Consider the following 18718-nt stretch of genomic DNA (forward strand, 5'->3'; position numbering starts at 1 on the left):
TTTAGTTACAAATTTTAATTACTTGCGAATATGATGAAATCAAACTGGAAACGATATTTTTTTTATCGTGCCTTTTACAGGCTATTTCTTTACTATTTCTTCCAATATTAAAATATACTTCCGGATTCCTATTATAATCTATTATTGCAGATACAATTTCAAATACCCCGTTAGAAGGAACTAAAATCCCAGTTTTATAATTTTCAATTAGTGTTGATAATCCTCCAACATTACAGGCAATCACAGGAATCCCAACTATTTGTGCTTCACAAATACTATTTGGACTATTATCTATATAAGAAGGATGAATAAATAAATCTGTTTTCTCCAAAATTAAAATCAAATCTTTTGGATTTTTTTTTCCGACAAATTCAATATTAAATTCTTCTGGCTTGACATTATTTTCTTTAATAAAATGATTTAACAAGCTATTTTTTCTATCAAGCCCAACAACTTGCCATACAAAATCAATTGAAGTTTGCTCTTTCAATAATTTAGCACATTTTAATATAACATCAATACCTTTGTAGACTGTTTCTGACAGAGTCGAAACAATTTTTATAGTACTATTTAACTTATATTCTTTTTTAAAATTATTATAAAATAATGGGCGCAAAACCTCTTCGATATGAAAGTATTGTGAATCAGGAGAATAAATCTTTGAAATTGAACAATCCCAATCTGTTCGCCCCATAAGATATTTTGCATTCTCTAGATGAGATTTTTCTCGGATTGCTTGATTTTTAAATCTCATATATGAAGCATAAACACCACTTCCTGTTATATTTTTAAAGATAAATTTTTTGCTCAAAATAAAATTCCAATAACTTTGATTGGGAGGAAAATATGCATTAAGATATGGAATTATTAACCCTTGTAAATGTATGACAACAGGTATATCTGTATATTTTTGAATCGATGCAAACACACCTTCTGTTCCAAATACCTGTATGATATCAGGCTTAAAATCTTCAATCACTCTCAATAAAGATGGAATAACTTTATTTTCAGATTCTATTTTACCTTGAAAACCATTAATTATTGTTCTTATCGGCGTTTTTTTACGTGCTTTTTTTAAAATTGGATAATATGTTGTATTACCTTTTTTTTCCTTTTGAAAACCTAAATTATGAAAAAACGATATAGCCAAATCAATATCATTTCGCTCTGATATTAATTCTTCTAGTGATTCAATCCAACCACCACCATTATAAGAATGTTTGCCTTGATCATAGAGTGATGAAGTATTACTAAACCAAAGAACTTTCATTATCTCGCTATTTAATCCACAAACCTGTGGCAGTATTATTAATAATTTTAAAATATTGTAAAGGAGCTAAAATCACACTAGGAATAAAACATACTATTGTTGCAAATATGATACCTGAGGTTCCCATTTCTAAATTTCTAGCAAAATATATTGACAATGGTATATTTATTAAGCAACAAATTATGCTTTGTAAAGCTTGAATTTTCACTTTACCTATACCATTTAAAAAAATAGTATAAGGTGTCACAAAAATTGATGCCATTATAAAGACCCCTATTAATAAACTTAATAAATAATTCACATGCACTTTTGATCCAACCCATAAATCATAAATAACATTAGAGAAAAGTATCATTATTAGAATAAGGACAATAAAAACCATTGCAATTTTATTGAAGTTCTTCATAGAATTTTTAATCCATTCAAAGTCATTCTTGGTATATGCTTCAGTAATACTAGACCAATAAGGGCTTGCTATAATGGCAAAAACCATAGAAGCAATACTAAAATATTTATAAGCAATATTAAATGGAACTACATCAGCTGGAGAAAACAAATTTGAAATAATCATATTATCAGTAGAATACAAAATAATCCCGGAAATTTGCACCAGAAAAAACATAAAACCTAATCCAAATATATCCTTCAAATATTTCTTTTTCCAAAATTTATATGAAGGTCTATAGTCTTTATATGTAGTTGAAAATGCAAATAAATTAATTCCAACTAATAAAAGTCCAGGAAGAGCTGAAAAAATTATTCCAAAATGCAATAAGGAGCTTTCTGCAGTTTCTGTCATAATCCAAATCGCCAACAAAGAGCCCGCTGATGTAAAAAAACTAACCTTTCCTTGCATGGAGTGATGCTGATCAGCTGTATATATCGTAGTTATAAGTTTTGCCACCAATTGTAAACAAAAAAAAGAGAACACGATAGGCATTAAAATCGCAAGCTTTTTTTCTAGGAGTGGATTAGTATTAAGAACTCGAGACCAATCTATAAAAAAATTCAACGTAATAAAAAGCAATATTAATGCAACGCAAACAGCTCCAATAGTATAGTAAGCAGAACTAACATAAGCTTTAGCTGCAATTAAATCCCCCTTTGCTTTCGCTTCTGCAAATTTATTTCGCAAACCATTTCCTAAACCAATATCGAAAAAAGAAAACCATGCAATAAAAGAACTTAATGTAAGCCAAATACCATAATTCTCAGCATCAAGAAAGTTTATAGTAAGTGGGACTAATAGAAAAGAAGATATGATACTTCCTCCCTTATAAAGAAACGACACTATTACATGCTTTGTAATATTTTTGGTTCGTTCAGTTTTTATTCCTACTTTATTGTAAACTTTGTGAATTTTGTTCCTCAATGAAAATATTTTATTTAAAAATTTCTGGAAATAAAAATTGTTATTTTAAACCAACCTCAAATCACTTTCAACCATCTCTTTAACTAAAGCCTTCAAATCATAATTAGGCTTCCAACCTAACTGAGTTTTAGATTTTGTAGGATCACCAATTAAAAGGTCTACTTCAGTAGGACGATAATATTCTGGGTCAACGCGTACAACTACTTTTCCTATTTCTAACTGATATAAAGGATTATTACAAGCTTTAATTCTAGCAACTTCATTTTCATTTTCTCCTTCAAAAGTCAATTCCATTCCTACTTCTGCAAAAGCCATCGTTACAAAATCTCTAATATAAGTTGTGACTCCAGTTGCAATAACATAATCTTCAGGAATTTCTTGCTGTAAAATTCTCCACATTGCTTCAACATAATCTTTAGCATGCCCCCAATCTCTTTGAGAATTCAGATTTCCTAGATAAAGACACTCTTGTTTTCCTTTTGCAATAGCTGCAGTTGCCATAGTAATTTTACGTGTTACAAAAGTTTCACCACGTCTAGGAGATTCGTGATTAAATAAAATACCATTACATGCAAACATATTATAAGCTTCTCTATAGTTTTTTGTTATCCAAAAACCATAAATCTTTGCAGCTCCATATGGCGAACGAGGATAAAATGGAGAGTTTTCATCATAAAAACCTCTTTCATTTTTATTTTCTGACATTCCTCCATAAAGCTCCGAAGTTGATGCTTGATAGATTCTTGTTTTTTTCTCTAAACCTAAAATCCTTACAGCCTCCAAAATTCTTAAAGTACCAATCCCATCAACATTCGCAACATATTCTGGAGAATCAAAAGACACTTTTACATGCGACATCGCTCCTAAATTATAAATCTCATCAGGTTGTACTTCTTGGATAATTCTAATAATATTAGTCGAATCTGTCAAATCACCATAATGCAATTTAAAATGAATATGTGCTTCATGTTGATCTTGATAAAGATGATCTATTCGCTGGGTATTAAAAGAAGAAGCACGTCTTTTAACGCCATGTACTTCATATCCTTTTTCTAATAATAATTCTGCCAAATATGATCCGTCTTGACCTGTTATTCCTGTTATAAGTGCTACTTTCTTAGTGCTCATTGGTTTTGAATTTATATTTATTTTAAGAGGGCAAGAAACTGATTATATTGATCAGCCAGCCTTGTAAAATACTTTATTATAATTTAACTTGCTTAAAATTCTGGATATTTTCTAAAAACCAGTCATACGTTTTTTGAATTCCTTCTTGAAGTTCAATTTGATGTTTCCACCCTAATTCGTGCATTTTCGAAACATCCATAAGTTTTCTTGGAGTACCATCTGGTTTACTTGAATCCCAAATAATCTCTCCTGTATGTCCTGTAATTTTCTGAATAGTTTCAGCTAATTCTTTAATAGTCAAATCCTCTCCCGTCCCGACATTATATAAATAGTCCGGCAATTTATTCTGTAAAGCAAAAACTACGGCTTTTGCCATATCGTCAACAAATAGAAATTCACGCATTGGCGTTCCACTTCCCCATAGTGTTACAGGAGCATTATTGTTTTCTTTTGCCTCATGAAACTTTCGAATCATTGCTGGCAGAACATGCGATGTATTTAAATCAAAATTATCATACGTCCCATACAAATTTGTAGGCATAAGGCTTACATAATCCTTACCGAACTGCTTTCTAATTGCTTGACATGCTTTTACTCCTGTAATTTTTGCAATTGCATACCATTCGTTTGTCGGCTCAAGAGTATCCGTCAATAAATAATCTTCCTTTAAAGGTTGTGGAGCTAATTTTGGATAAATGCAAGAACTACCAAGAAAAATAAATTTCTCAACATTATTCTGCAATGCAGCATCAATTAAATTATTTTGAATTTGCATGTTTTCCATAATAAATTGATATGGATAATCATTATTTGCAAGTATTCCTCCCACTCGTGCTGCTGCATCAATAATTACATCTGGTCTTTCTTTTTCAATAAAATCAGCAACCTTTTGTTGATTTCTAAGATCTAATTCTTTACTAGACATTCCTATTAAATTATTAAATCCTTGAGCTGATAATGTTCTCCAAATAGCACTGCCAACCATTCCGTTATGTCCTGCTATATAGATCTTACTCTTTTTGTCCATCAATGTATTTTTTTTACATTACTCTTTTTAATTCTTTCTCAGCAACAACTTTTCTAAGTCCACTACTAGAAAAACGATGATCTCTCTTGTTAAAATATAACTCGATCCCCTTCTCTTCACAATATGCTCGTCCTGTAAAGTTTTTATCTTTATATTCATCACCCAAAATGCGTACATCAATCTTGAATGAACGGAGAATATCTTCTAAATCCTGTTCTGTAGCATAAGGAACAATTTCATCTACAAATTTGCACCCTTTTAGCTGTATATAACGCTCAACTACTGTTTGTGTTGGCTTATTTTTTTCAGGACGATCTAAAGTAGGATCTGTTTGCAAAGCACAAATCAAATAATCACACTGACGCTTTGCTTCTTCCAACATTGTAATATGCCCTGCGTGCAAAAGATCAAATGCACTGAAAGTGATACCTATTTTCATATTTTTCAAAATAATTATTCGTATTTTTTATCTGACCACAACACACGGCTTCGCCCTTCCAACTCCCAAAATTTGAAAGCAGAAAAATTTACATTAGCGGCAAATATATTGACAAATTTTAAGTTTTTTTTATAAAATGATACTTCCGTAAAGCCGTAAAAAAAATCATTACAAACTATAAAACACTACATATCAACAATATAAAATAAAAAACATAAGAATAGCCCTCTAATATTTTTGCAAAAATACATTTCTAAAATGAATATCGAAACAGACAAAGAAAGAAATGTCTTATTTTAATACTTCTTGGGCTTATTTTTACAATTAGAAATAACAGCTTAATTGTTAAAAAATTGTATCTCTAAAAACATTTTAGTGAATAATTTCAAATCCAATTCTTAATAATTAAAATTACTTTTGCCTATCTCATTGAGAGAAAAGTTTATACATGAAAAATCTAGCTTTCTTTTTATTTTTAATATTTAATTCGGCTTATTCACAATCATTTGGTTGCACTGATTCGCTTGCCAAAAATTACGATCCAAATGCTGTTGAAAATAATGGCAACTGCCAATATGAAAATTTAAAACTCAGACCAAAATATTCAGTAAAGCTTAATGACAGCATTAGAGAAACTTCTGGGTTGATTGCTTTTAAAGAGTTACTTTGGACGCACAATGACGATCATGACAAAACCATTTACGGACTAGACACTTTAGGAAACATCAAAAAAAAAGTCATTATGGACAAAGTCATCAATCACGACTGGGAAGAAATTTCACAAGACAGCTCCCATATTTACATAGGCGATTTTGGAAACAACCTTTCTGGAAATAGAATTGATTTAAACATTTTAAAAATCAATAAAACAGATTTCCTTATTGGAAAACCAACTACAGAAACTATTTCCTTTAAATATTCAGATCAAACTGACTTTTCTCCTCAAAAGCCCAACACAACTAATTTTGACTGTGAAGCTTTTATAGTAACTAAAGACAGCATTTATCTGTTTACTAAGCAATGGAAATTATCTAAAACAAGTATTTATGTTTTACCAAATCAACCCGGAAATCATATTGCGCAATTAAAACAAACAATCGACACCAAAGGCTTGGTCACCGGCGCCACTTATTTGGAATCAAAAAAACTGGTTGCGCTTTGTGGCTATTCCAAACTCGGAAAACCTTTTTTGTATTTGCTCTATGATTTCAAAAACCATGATTTCGATTCGGGAAACAAACGCCGAATCGATATTCAACTTTCTTTTCATCAAATTGAAGGAATTGCAACAAAAGACGGAATTCACTATTATCTGACAAATGAAACATTGACCCGCAAGCCAATCATAAATGTCCGGGCACAAATTCATTATTTTGATTTAAGCTCAATTCTAAATTCCTACATTCATAAATAATTCGCAAATCGGGAGATAATAGTTTACTTTTGCAAAAAATTTTATTCTTGTGAATTACTTATCTGTAGAAAATATATCAAAGTCATTTGGTGAAAGAGTCCTTTTTGACAACATTTCTTTTGGAATCAACAAAGATCAAAAAATTGCTTTTATAGCAAAAAATGGTTCGGGAAAAACCACTATCATGAGTATCATTAATGGTTTGGACGAACCAGATACGGGTCAAGTTGTTTTAAGAAAAGGAATCAGAATGGCATTTCTTTCTCAAGACAACAATCTGCAAGATGAATTGACGATCGAAGAGAGCATTTTCGCTTCAGATAATGAAACGCTAAAAGTTATTGAAGCATACGAAAAAGCATTAGAAAATCCCTCTGACGAAGAAGCTTACCAAAAAGCTTTCGACGCTATGGATCAGCACAATGCATGGGATTTCGAAACACAATACAAACAGATTCTCTTCAAACTAAAACTAGAAGATTTCAAACTTAAAGTAAAAAATCTTTCGGGAGGACAGAAAAAACGTCTTTCTCTGGCTATCATATTAATCAATCGCCCCGATTTATTGATTTTGGATGAGCCAACCAACCATTTAGATCTTGAAATGATCGAATGGCTTGAAAGTTATTTTGCCAAAGAAAATATTACGTTGTTTATGGTAACACACGACCGTTTCTTTTTAGAGCGTGTCTGCAACGAAATTATCGAATTAGACAACGGAAAATTATACCAATACAAAGGAAATTACTCTTATTATTTAGAGAAAAAAGAAGAAAGAATAACTTCTGAAAATTCGAGTATTGACAAAGCTAAAAACTTATTTGTAAAAGAATTAGAATGGATGCGTCGCCAGCCAAAAGCGAGAACGACCAAATCTAAATCACGTCAGGATGATTTTTATGTAATTAAAGAAAAAGCGCAAAGTCGACGTAAAGAAAACAAAGTGGAGCTTGAAATTAATATGGAAAGAATGGGAAGCAAAATTATTGAGCTTCATAAACTTTCTAAAAAATTCAAAGATCGCGTTATTCTGGACAACTTCAGTTTTGATTTTCAACGTGGAGAACGTATTGGGATTATCGGTAAAAACGGAACTGGAAAATCGACTTTCTTAAATCTTTTGACAGGAACAATTCCGCCAGATAGCGGAAGAGTTGTAAAAGGAGACACAATTAAAATTGGATATTATACACAATCCGGAATTAACCCAAAGCCGGGTCAGCGCGTTATTGATATTATTAAGGAATATGGAGAATATATTCCGCTTGCAAAAGGAAAGATTATTTCGGCTTCACAATTGTTGGAGCGTTTTCTTTTTGATGCCAAAAAACAATACGATTATGTTGAAAAATTGAGTGGTGGAGAATTAAAACGTTTGTATTTGTGTACCGTTTTGATTCAGAATCCAAACTTTTTGATTCTCGATGAGCCAACGAATGATTTGGATATCGTGACTTTGAATGTTTTGGAAAGTTTCCTTTTAGATTATCCTGGATGTCTATTGGTAGTTTCGCACGACCGTTATTTCATGGACAAAATTGTCGATCATTTATTTGTTTTTAGAGGACAAGGCGAAATTGAGAATTTCCCAGGAAACTATTCTGATTTCCGCGCTTATGAAGACAGCGCCGATGTTGCTCAAAAAGAAGAAAACAAAGCCGAAAAAAAAGATTGGAAACAAAATAATCCGACAGGAAATTTAAGCTTCAACGAACAAAAAGAATATCAGAAAATAGAACGCGAGATTAAAGATCTTGAAGCTGAAAAAACTAAAATCGAACAATTATTCTCTGACGGAAAAGTTGCCGATGCTGATATCGAGAAAAAAGCAAACGAACTTCAAAATATCATAAATAAAATTGAGGCAAAAGAAGAACGTTGGTTTGAGCTTTCTGCTAAAATTGAAGGATAGATCATAAGTTTTCAGTCTCAGTCGCAGTTTTCAGTTTTTTACATTTTATTTAAGACTTTTCTTTCTTTTTTATTATTCTTGTAGAAAAACAAAAAATGGATTTCAAAGAATTATTAGCTTATAAAAAGTCATTTGAGCTTGCAATGGAAATTTTCGAAATATCAAAAAAAATCCCTAAAGAAGAAAGATATTCTCTAACCGATCAAATTCGTCGATCATAAAGGAGCGTATCTGCAAATATTGCAGAATCATACCGAAAAAGAAGGTATACAAATCACTTTATTAGCAAATTAACAGATAGTGATGCTGAAAACTCTGAAACAAATACATGGCTCGAATTTTCGCTAAAATGCGAATATATTAGTAAGGAAACATTTGAAAAATTAAATGTAAAAAGTATTGAAATTGGAAGATTAATAAACCACATGATCAACAATCCACATAAATTTGGTTGTATTTAGAAAATTTTTTTTTAGCCAACATAAGACTGAAAACTGCGACTGCGACTGAAAACTATAACTAAAACTAATTTCCCTATATTTACGAAGTTTAAAATAAATACCATATGAAAAAATTATTAGCCACATTATTTACATTAACACTTTTTATTTCTTGTACAAGCTCTGATAAAAACATTGACACAACTCCTCCAAAGGATTATTCTGCAGAAAATGATAAAGAAATCACCGATTATCTAACCAAAAATAATTTGACTGCAACAAAAAGCAGCACAGGTTTATACTATATCATCAACGAACCTGGTACTGGTGCGCAACCAACTGCAGCTTCTAAAGTTACTGTGGCTTACAAAGGATATTTTACAAATGGAAATGTCTTTGATCAAAGTAATGCTAGCGGCATTACATTTTCACTTTCTGAAGTAATTAAAGGCTGGACTGAAGGAATTACTTATTTTAAAGAAGGCGGAAGCGGCATTCTACTTATTCCTTCGAATTTAGCGTACGGAAGCTATGCGCGTCCTGGAATACCAGCTGGATCAGTACTCCTTTTTGATGTAAAATTAATTGCAGTAAGTAAATAATTTTCAAGAAAACGACTGAAAAATTCAAGAATGCTTTTTCAAATAAAATCTTATCTCAAATTCCTTTGGAAATCTAAAAACGAACACGCGGTGCATTCGCCATTTGTTTTCAATTTATTGACAAAGTGTTTTTATGATAAAAAGCTAAAACCAGAATATAACATACTTGAAAAGTATAGAAAATCGCTTTTAGAAAATCAAAACTTCATTGAAGTAACAGATTTTGGCGCGGGCTCAAGAGTCTTCAAATCAAACCGAAGACAAATTTCGAAAATTGCAAAAACCGCTGGAATTTCATCAAAACGTGCTGAATTATTGTTTCGTGTTGCGAATTATTTTCAACCAAAAAATGTTCTGGAAATTGGAACTTCGTTAGGATTAGCAACTGCTGCTTTGGCCCTCGGATCCCAAAGCCTCGGAACAAAAGGAAAAGTAATTACAATTGAAGGTTGTCCAAATACAGCAAATATTGCCCAAAATCAATTGAATGAATTCGATTGTAATAATGTCGAAAGTGTAATTTCGGAATTTGAATCTTTTTTAATTTCAGAAAATCTTCAATCTTCTATTTACGATTTAATTTATTTTGATGGAAACCATTCTAAAAATGCAACTTTAGAATATTTTGAGCTTTTGCTCCCAACAATCAACAACGATTCGGTTTGGATTTTTGATGATATTCATTGGTCAGAAGATATGGAAGAAGCTTGGGAAATGATCAAAAATCATCCAAAAGTAAAAGTTACAATTGATACTTTTCAATGGGGATTTGTTTTCTTTAGACACGAACAGCCAAAAGAACATTTTATAATAAGAGCATAAAAAAAAGACAATCAGAAATGATTGTCTTTTTTACTAATTCAAATACTAAAAACCTATTTTTTAGCGTCTCTATTTTCTTCTGCTTTTGCGCCCATTCTGTTTATTTTATACATTGGTGCAAATTTAATTTTCAAGCCAGCAATCTTTCTATTGTCTTCAGCTGTCAAACCTTCTTTTTCAACCGTATTTTTTCGGCTGTCTAAGGCTTCATACAATACCTTAATTTCATCCCAGTCTTCTCTGGAATAACGATCTTTATTGTCTTCAACCGTATGAACAAATTGCTGATATACGCTGTGAATATTTTGGGCATTTACCCAAGCAAAACTCATATCGTCTCCAATTTTCCCTTCTCCAAACAAAGCATTTCGCAATTGCTGTTTCGGGCTTGGAGCTGGCGGTGGTGCCAAAGCAACTGTCATTTCATTTTTAAAATCTTCATATTTGACTTTGCTTGCATTTATTCTTGCAGTTTCAGCAGTATTATCTTTTAAATCTGCCAAAGCTAACTGTGCGTTTTCAGCTCTTCTGTTATATTCGGCATCAACACTTTCCCAGTTTGCTTTCAACTCATCTGATTTGATATTTTTTACCGAATCAACATACACTACATATGACTCAATGGTCCTTTGTGCTTTTTCTTGTTTTTCATCTTTACAAGATGCTAACCCTAATACTAGTAATGTAATTCCTGCGGCTATTTTTATGCTTTTCATAATCTTGATTATTTTAATTAATAGATAATCAAATTTACTACTACTCAGTTCCAAAAATTTTACATTATTAACACATTTTTAAAACAAAAAACATCTTAAAACTATAAAACACATAAAATACTGACAATTATACAACTTTAAACTAAAATAATGTAACGCTTATACGTTTCAAAAACATATTTTTTTCTTTTTTATTTATGAAAACAGTTTTTGTAACAAAATCCAATTCTACACTACTTATCATTTTATTGAAAAGTGTTTTGTACTTTTAAATCCAAAATTGTAAAACAAAATGGCAAATCCATTAATTAAAATAACCGACATAAAACGAAATTTTACGCTTGGCAATGAAATCGTTTATGTTTTAAAAGGAATTGATCTCGAAATAAACAAAGGCGAATATGTTGCTTTAATGGGACCTTCCGGATCTGGAAAATCAACATTGATGAATTTATTAGGTTGTTTAGACACTCCAACTTCTGGACGATATATTTTGAATGAAAAAGATGTCAGCCAAATGCGAGATGATGAATTAGCCGAAATCAGAAACAAAGAAATTGGTTTTGTTTTCCAGACTTTTAATCTTTTGCCTAGAACAACTGCTCTTGATAACGTTGCACTTCCAATGATTTATGCCGGTTACGGAAAATCTGAAAGAATTGCACGCGCTACAGAAGTATTAGCACAAGTTAATCTTGCAGACAGAATGGATCATCAGCCGAATCAGCTTTCTGGAGGACAGCGCCAGCGTGTTGCTGTTGCTCGCGCATTGGTCAACAAACCTTCTATAATTTTAGCCGATGAGCCAACAGGAAACTTAGACAGTAAAACGTCTGTAGAAATCATGAAACTTTTTGGAGATATTCATGCGCAAGGAAACACTGTCATTCTTGTAACGCACGAAGAAGATATTGCGGCTTATGCGCACAGAGTTATTCGTTTAAGAGATGGTTTAATTGAAAGCGACACGAGTAAATAATTTTAGATTTTTCTAATCATACATTCGAATTTGAAAATTTTAATCTGAGTTTTAAAAATGACCCAATTCTTTAGATATTTTTTATTCGCTTTTTTGTTTTTGGCATCTTGTAAGAATAGCCCCGTAAAAAACGATGAGAATTCTAAATTATTACCTCCAAAAATTGAGAGTGAAAAAATACGTTGGGCGACTACAAATCACTTTTTAATCGACATTGATACCCTTTTATCTTACGAGAAAGAATTTGAATGTGATTCTGTTATTGGAGTTAATTATATAGGTTTTGACGGATATGGACATTCATTTTATCCTATAAATAAAAATGGAAAATCCATTAGTACAATAAAAACCCGGCAGAAACTGGAACGCAAACAAATTTTAAAATTAAATGCAATTCTTGGAAACAAAAAAACATTTAAGAATCCAAATTTGTATGCATGTTACAATCCAAGGCTAGGATTTATTTATTTTAAGGATAATAAAATCATTTGTCAAACACAAATTTGTTTAGAATGTTCTCAACTTGAGTCGACCGCAAAAACAGCGGGAATAAAAAGTGGTGCTTTTAACGAAAAAGCTCGTAAAGAATTAAGAAAACTGAGTAATGAACTTGGCTTAAATAAGTAATAAAAAGAAAAAACTTAGCGTCTCAGCATCTCAGGACCTTAGCAACTTAAAAAAAAATGAAAGTATATACAAAAACAGGCGATAAAGGAACAACAGCGCTTTTTGGAGGCACACGCGTTCCTAAAGATCATATCCGAATTGACAGTTACGGAACTGTTGACGAATTGAATTCTTACATCGGATTAATTCGTGATCAGGAAATGAATCCGCATTACAAAACCATTTTAATCGAAATTCAGGATCGTCTTTTTACTGTTGGTGCCATTTTGGCAACACCACAAGAAAAAGAAGTCTTAAAAAATGGCAAACTTCGATTAGAAAATCTTGGAATTATCGATTCAGATATTGAATTGCTCGAAAACGAAATAGATACAATGGAAGAAAGCCTTCCGCCAATGACTCATTTTGTTTTGCCAGGCGGTCATCCAACTGTGTCACATTGTCATATAGCACGTTGTATTTGTCGTAGAGCAGAACGTTTGGCAGTTCATTTAAGCCATAATGAACACGTTCCTGAAATAGCAATCCAGTACTTAAACCGACTTTCTGACTATCTTTTTGTCTTGGCACGGAAGTTGTCGTTTGACTTAAAAGCGGAGGAAGTGAAATGGATACCGCGTAAGTAAACAGTCTCAGTTTTCAGTTTTCATACTGCAAACTAAACACGAAAACTGAATACTTTAAAGTACAGTAATTAGTAGCAAACATCGGTTTTCATACTGCAAACTGCCACTGAAAACTGATTACTAATAGGGACGTTCTTAAATTTTATTAAAATAAATCAAAATTTACTTGTCTTTTTCAGTAAAAAATTTATTTTTGCACAAACTAAACAGATAACAGATGTATTGGACATTAGAATTAGCATCTTATTTAAGTGATGCGCCATGGCCTGCTAACAAAGATGAACTTATTGACTACGCTATTAGAGCTGGTGCTCCATTAGAAGTAGTAGAAAACCTTCAGTCAATCGAGGATGAAGGCGAGATATATGAATCAATGGAAGAAATTTGGCCAGATTATCCAACAGACGAAGATTATCTTTGGAATGAGGATGAATATTAAAAAAATAAACCAAATGAAAAAGTCTCTCATCATAGAGACTTTTTTTTTGGTTCAAATACATATTATATAATAAAAGAAATACAATAAATCATGAGTTTCATAAACAGTATTATTAAAGTCTTTGTAGGTGATAAATCACAGAAAGATGTCAAAGCTTTACAACCTTATTTAAATAAAATCAAAACATTCGAAGCTCCATTAATGAGTCTTTCAAACGACGAATTAAGAGAAAGAACCGTTTATTTTAAAGACAGAATTAAAGAAGCTAGAGCTGATAAAGATGCTAAAATCGCTTCACTAAAAGCTGAAGTAGAAAACATCGAAGACATCGATAAAAGAGAAGATATTTATGATGCTATAGATGCTCTTGAAAAAGAAGCTTATGAAATCTCTGAAAAAACTTTATTGGAAATTCTTCCAGAGGCGTTTTCTGTAGTTAAAGAAACGGCTCGTCGTTTTAAAGAAAACTCACATATCGAGGTAACTGCAACTGCAAAAGACCGCGAATTCTCAGCAGCAAAATCATACATTACTATTGAAGGCGACAAAGCAATTTGGGCCAACAAATGGAATGCTGCGGGAAAAGATATCACTTGGGATATGATTCACTATGATGTTCAGTTGATTGGTGGTATGGTATTGCACGAAGGTAAAGTTGCCGAAATGCAAACGGGAGAAGGTAAAACTTTGGTTGCTACGCTTCCTCTTTACTTAAACGCTTTGACTGGAAACGGAGTTCACTTGGTAACGGTGAACGACTACTTGGCAAAACGTGATAGTACATGGAAAGCGCCTTTATTCGAATTCCACGGTTTATCTGTTGACTGTATCGACAATCACCAGCCAAGTACAGAAGCTAGAAAAAAAGCTTACGACGCTGATATCACTTACGGAACTAACAACGAGTTTGGTTTCGACTACTTAAGAGATAACATGGCACACTCGCCTAGCGATTTAGTTCAAAGAAAACACAATTTTGCCATTGTCGACGAGGTTGACTCTGTATTAATTGATGATGCTAGAACGCCACTTATCATTTCGGGACCAGTTCCTCAAGGAGATCGTCATGAATTCAACGAATTGAAACCAAAAATCGAAAACTTAGTTGCACAACAACGTCAGTTAGCGAATGGTTTCTTGGCGGAAGCTAAAAAATTGATCAAAGAAGGTAATACTAAAGAGGGAGGTTTCCAATTATTAAGAGCCTATAGAAGTTTACCTAAAAATAAAGCATTAATTAAATTTTTAAGTGAAGAAGGAATCAAACAATTGCTTCAAAAAACTGAAAATCAATATATGCAAGACAACAATCGCGAAATGCATAAAGTGGATGAAGCTTTGTATTTTGTGATTGAAGAAAAAAACAATCAAGTAGAATTAACAGACAACGGTATTAAATACCTTTCTGGAGATACTGATGCCGATTTCTTCGTTTTACCAGACATCGGAACTGAAATCGCTGCGATTGAAAAACAAAAATTAGACAAAGACGCTGAAGCTGAAGCTAAAGAAAGATTATTCCAAGATTTTGGTGTAAAAAGCGAGCGTATTCATACGTTAACGCAACTTTTAAAAGCATATGCTTTATTTGAAAAAGATGTTGAGTACGTTATCATGGACAACAAAATTTTAATTGTCGATGAGCAAACAGGTCGTATCATGGATGGACGTCGTTACTCAGACGGTCTTCACCAAGCGATCGAAGCAAAAGAAAATGTAAAAATCGAAGCTGCAACTCAAACTTTTGCAACGGTTACATTACAAAACTATTTCAGAATGTACAGCAAATTGGCAGGTATGACCGGTACTGCTGTTACAGAAGCTGGTGAGTTATGGCAAATTTATAAATTGGATGTTGTTGAAATTCCAACAAACAAAGGAATTGCGAGAATTGACAAAGAAGATTACATCTACAAAACAACTCGTGAGAAATTCAATGCAGTAATCGAAGATGTAACAGAATTATCACAAGCAGGAAGACCGGTATTGATTGGAACAACTTCTGTAGAGATTTCAGAATTATTAAGCCGTATGCTTAAAATGAGAGGAATTCAACACAACGTATTGAATGCCAAAATGCACAAGCAAGAGGCACAAATCGTCGAAGAAGCTGGTAAAGCTGGAGTTGTAACTATTGCAACAAACATGGCTGGTCGTGGTACCGATATTAAATTGTCTCCTGAAGTAAAAGCTGCAGGAGGTTTAGCAATCGTTGGTACTGAACGTCATGATTCTCGTCGTGTTGACAGACAGTTACGTGGTCGTTCTGGTCGTCAAGGAGATCCAGGAAGTTCTCAATTTTATGTTTCTCTTGAAGATAACTTAATGCGTTTATTCGGTTCTGAAAGAGTTGCGAAAGTAATGGACAGAATGGGATTAAAAGAAGGTGAAGTTATTCAGCATTCTATGATGACTAAATCTATCGAACGTGCTCAGAAAAAAGTAGAAGAAAACAACTTTGGTGTTCGTAAACGTTTATTAGAGTATGATGACGTAATGAACTCTCAACGTGAAGTAGTTTACAAACGTCGTCGTCACGCATTGTTTGGTGAGCGTTTGAAATTGGATATCGCGAATATGCTTTATGATACTTGCGAATTAATTGTAAGCAACAATAAAGTAACAAACGATTTCAAAGGATTTGAATTTGATTTAATTCGTTATTTCGGAATCACATCTCCAATTTCTGAAGCCGATTTCACAAAATTAAATGATATTGAAGTTACTGGAAAAGTATACAAAGAAGCTTTAGCATTCTATACTGAAAAAACAGAAAGAAGCGCAAGAGAAGCTTTCCCAATCATTAAAGGTGTTTTTGAAGAACCAAACAATCATTTCGAAAGAATTGTAGTTCCTTTCACTGACGGAATCAAAACTTTGAATGTAGTTACGGATTTGAAAAAAGCATACGAAAGCCAAGGTGCTCAATTGATTGCTGATTTTGAGAAAAACATCACATTATCAATTGTTGATGAAGCTTGGAAAAAACACTTACGCAAAATGGACGAATTGAAACAATCTGTTCAATTGGCTGTTCACGAGCAAAAAGATCCATTGCTTATCTACAAATTAGAAGCTTTCAATTTGTTTAGAGGAATGTTGGACAACGTTAACAAAGAAGTTATTTCATTCTTATTCAAAGGTGATTTACCAGCTCAAAACGTTCCTGAAATTCACGAAGCAAGAGAAGTTCGTCAACAAGAAAACTTGCAATTAAGCAAAGACGAAATTCCAAACAGCGAAAGTATGAACCGTGAGGCTGGAGAAACACAGCAACGTCAAGTTACTGAAACTATCGTTAGAGATATGCCAAAAATCAACAGAAATGATACAGTTACTGTTCAAGAAGTTGCAACTGGAAAAACGGAAGAAATGAAATTCAAAAAAGCAGAAGCTTTATTAGCTTCAGGCACTTGGGTTTTAGTTAAATAATAGTTTACAGTAGTAGTAGCAGTTTTCAGACTAGTACTTAAATTACATATCAAACCCGACAGGTTTTAAAAACCTGTCGGGTTTTTCATATCTATGTCTCGTCCTGAAAAAAGTTGACTATAATTAACTTAATTATGTCACTAACAAGAGAAGTATTTAAAAGAATTGTGCCTGATTGCACTTACAGTGAGGCATTCAAAAAACAGGTTGTAAAAGAATTTGAACTGGGATTATTTTGCAAGGCAGATCTTCGCCGTCGTTACCAAATCAGAAGTCATAGCTGTATCGACAGTTGGTTAAGAAAATATGGTAAATTTACATATCTGGAAAAACTAACACTGGGACGACCTATGAAAGATCCTCAATCTCAACGCATCAAAGAACTCGAAGCTCAATTAGCTAAGAAAGAGCAAGAATTATTGGTCTTTAAAAAGTTTATTGAAATAGCCGAACGCGAGCTAAAAATCGAGATTGTAAAAAAGTCTGGTTCCAAGCAGTCCAAGAAATAAATCGTATATACAGGGTTAGTCCTTGTGAAATATGTCGATTGTTTGGATACAGTAAACAAGCTTATTACAAACGAAAATCACATCTATTAAAGTCAATTCCCGACAAAGTACATCTCAAATCTTTGGTAATGTCGGTTCGTCAAAAGCTGCCAAAAACCGGTGGCAGAAAACTGCATTATATGCTGAAAGATGATTTAAAAAGACATCAAATAAAGATTGGCAGAGATAAATTGTTTGATTTTTTACGTGATGAATATTTATTAGTCCCTAAAGCTAGAAGATATTACAAGACAACAAATTCAAGACATTGGATGCGTAAATATCCAAATTTAATAAAAGAAATCAAGCTCAATGAGCCTGAGCAGGTTTGGGTTGCTGATATTACTTATCTAAGAACTAAAGAACAAACATATTACCTGCATTTGATAACAGATGCATACTCGAAGAAAATTGTAGGTTATAATTTATCGGATAATTTAATGGCTTCTTCTACATTAGAAGCTTTAAAGATGGCTGTCGGTAATAGGAAATACAGCAGAAATCTCATACATCATTCAGATAGAGGTCTTCAATATTGCAGCAAAGAGTACACGGAATATTTATCTCAAAGCAAGATTCTGATAAGTATGACACAAAACTATGATCCATATGAAAATGCAGTTGCAGAAAGAGTAAATGGTATTTTAAAAGAAGAATTTGGATTATCTGAAATCTTTGAAGATTTTGAAAATCTGAAAAAGCAAGCTCTAGAATCTATTTTATTTTATAATCAAATAAGAGTGCATTTATCAATAAATATGCTGACTCCAAATCAAGCACATTTACAAAATCAAATCAAACTCAAAAGATGGAAAAAAACAAATCGGAACAAAAATAATTCTGTTCCGATTTAATTAATTTTATATTACTAATCGAGTCAACCTTTTTCAGGACAACTCACTAAAAATCTCATGTTATTGTTTTT

Annotated in this window: 16 protein-coding genes and 1 pseudogene; 11 read left to right on the forward strand and 6 right to left on the reverse strand. The window is 32.5% G+C overall.

The genetic code is table 11. The features are described from left to right. Position 1: 1 nt before the first annotated feature. From SCB73_RS01610 to SCB73_RS01630, 5 genes are all read right to left on the reverse strand, one after another. The gene (locus SCB73_RS01610) at positions 2–1270 is read right to left on the reverse strand and encodes a glycosyltransferase family 4 protein (RefSeq protein ID WP_320568444.1); all 1269 of its coding nucleotides are present in this window, start codon (positions 1268–1270) and stop codon (positions 2–4) included. A 7-nt stretch (positions 1271–1277) separates the two neighbouring features. Next, positions 1278–2642, reverse strand: coding sequence for a lipopolysaccharide biosynthesis protein (locus tag SCB73_RS01615; protein WP_320568445.1), 1365 nt, complete (start codon positions 2640–2642; stop codon positions 1278–1280). Between the two features lie 45 nt (positions 2643–2687). After that, a complete protein-coding gene (gene gmd / locus SCB73_RS01620) occupies positions 2688–3770 on the reverse strand; it encodes a GDP-mannose 4,6-dehydratase (protein ID WP_320568446.1) in 1083 nt (360 codons plus the stop codon). A gap of 76 nt (positions 3771–3846) precedes the next feature. Continuing rightward, entirely contained in the window at positions 3847–4797 is a 951-nt protein-coding gene (locus SCB73_RS01625) for a GDP-L-fucose synthase family protein (protein WP_320568447.1), read from the reverse strand. A 13-nt stretch (positions 4798–4810) separates the two neighbouring features. Continuing rightward, entirely contained in the window at positions 4811–5236 is a 426-nt protein-coding gene (locus SCB73_RS01630) for an adenylyltransferase/cytidyltransferase family protein (protein WP_320568448.1), read from the reverse strand. 448 nt (positions 5237–5684) lie between these two features. Here SCB73_RS01630 and SCB73_RS01635 point away from each other — a divergent pair, with 448 nt between their 5' ends. From SCB73_RS01635 to SCB73_RS01655, 5 genes and pseudogenes are all read left to right on the forward strand, one after another. Continuing rightward, a complete protein-coding gene (locus SCB73_RS01635; protein WP_320568449.1) occupies positions 5685–6650 on the forward strand; it encodes a T9SS C-terminal target domain-containing protein in 966 nt (321 codons plus the stop codon). A 49-nt stretch (positions 6651–6699) separates the two neighbouring features. Continuing rightward, the gene (locus SCB73_RS01640; protein ID WP_320568450.1) at positions 6700–8562 is read left to right on the forward strand and encodes an ABC-F family ATP-binding cassette domain-containing protein; all 1863 of its coding nucleotides are present in this window, start codon (positions 6700–6702) and stop codon (positions 8560–8562) included. Between the two features lie 95 nt (positions 8563–8657). Then, positions 8658–9023: pseudogene (locus SCB73_RS01645) on the forward strand (four helix bundle protein). Between the two features lie 104 nt (positions 9024–9127). Next, complete coding sequence (locus SCB73_RS01650; RefSeq protein WP_320568451.1) at positions 9128–9604, forward strand: FKBP-type peptidyl-prolyl cis-trans isomerase; 477 nt, start codon at positions 9128–9130, stop codon at positions 9602–9604. Between the two features lie 30 nt (positions 9605–9634). Beyond that, positions 9635–10426 (forward strand): O-methyltransferase, encoded by a 792-nt coding sequence (locus SCB73_RS01655; RefSeq protein ID WP_320568452.1) that lies wholly within the window; start codon positions 9635–9637, stop codon positions 10424–10426. Between the two features lie 53 nt (positions 10427–10479). Here SCB73_RS01655 and SCB73_RS01660 read toward each other — a convergent pair whose 3' ends face one another. Further along, on the reverse strand, positions 10480–11142 hold the full coding sequence (locus tag SCB73_RS01660; protein WP_320568453.1) for a DUF6565 domain-containing protein: 663 nt from the start codon (positions 11140–11142) through the stop codon (positions 10480–10482). Positions 11143–11434: 292 nt separating this feature from the next. On the opposite strand from SCB73_RS01660, the gene SCB73_RS01665 reads away from it, so the two are divergent. From SCB73_RS01665 to SCB73_RS01690, 6 genes are all read left to right on the forward strand, one after another. Further along, complete coding sequence (locus SCB73_RS01665; protein WP_320568454.1) at positions 11435–12121, forward strand: ABC transporter ATP-binding protein; 687 nt, start codon at positions 11435–11437, stop codon at positions 12119–12121. 93 nt (positions 12122–12214) lie between these two features. Further along, positions 12215–12748: a hypothetical protein gene (locus SCB73_RS01670; RefSeq protein ID WP_320568455.1), complete on the forward strand. Its 534-nt coding sequence runs from the start codon at positions 12215–12217 to the stop codon at positions 12746–12748. A gap of 56 nt (positions 12749–12804) precedes the next feature. Further along, entirely contained in the window at positions 12805–13374 is a 570-nt protein-coding gene (locus tag SCB73_RS01675) for a cob(I)yrinic acid a,c-diamide adenosyltransferase (protein ID WP_320568456.1), read from the forward strand. A 217-nt stretch (positions 13375–13591) separates the two neighbouring features. Beyond that, the gene (locus tag SCB73_RS01680) at positions 13592–13813 is read left to right on the forward strand and encodes a DUF2795 domain-containing protein (protein ID WP_007138072.1); all 222 of its coding nucleotides are present in this window, start codon (positions 13592–13594) and stop codon (positions 13811–13813) included. Positions 13814–13903: 90 nt separating this feature from the next. Further along, positions 13904–17245, forward strand: a complete 3342-nt coding sequence (secA, locus tag SCB73_RS01685) for a preprotein translocase subunit SecA (RefSeq protein WP_320568457.1) — start codon at positions 13904–13906, stop codon at positions 17243–17245. Between the two features lie 134 nt (positions 17246–17379). Further along, a protein-coding gene (locus SCB73_RS01690) for an IS3 family transposase (RefSeq protein ID WP_320566433.1) occupies positions 17380–18647 on the forward strand; the annotation gives its coding sequence in 2 pieces (ribosomal slippage) (positions 17380–17719 and positions 17719–18647; 1269 coding nt in all). The last annotated feature ends 71 nt before the right edge of the window (positions 18648–18718 follow it).

Origin of the sequence: Flavobacterium sp. KACC 22761 (genome assembly GCF_034058155.1) — a bacterium.
GTDB lineage: Bacteria > Bacteroidota > Bacteroidia > Flavobacteriales > Flavobacteriaceae > Flavobacterium.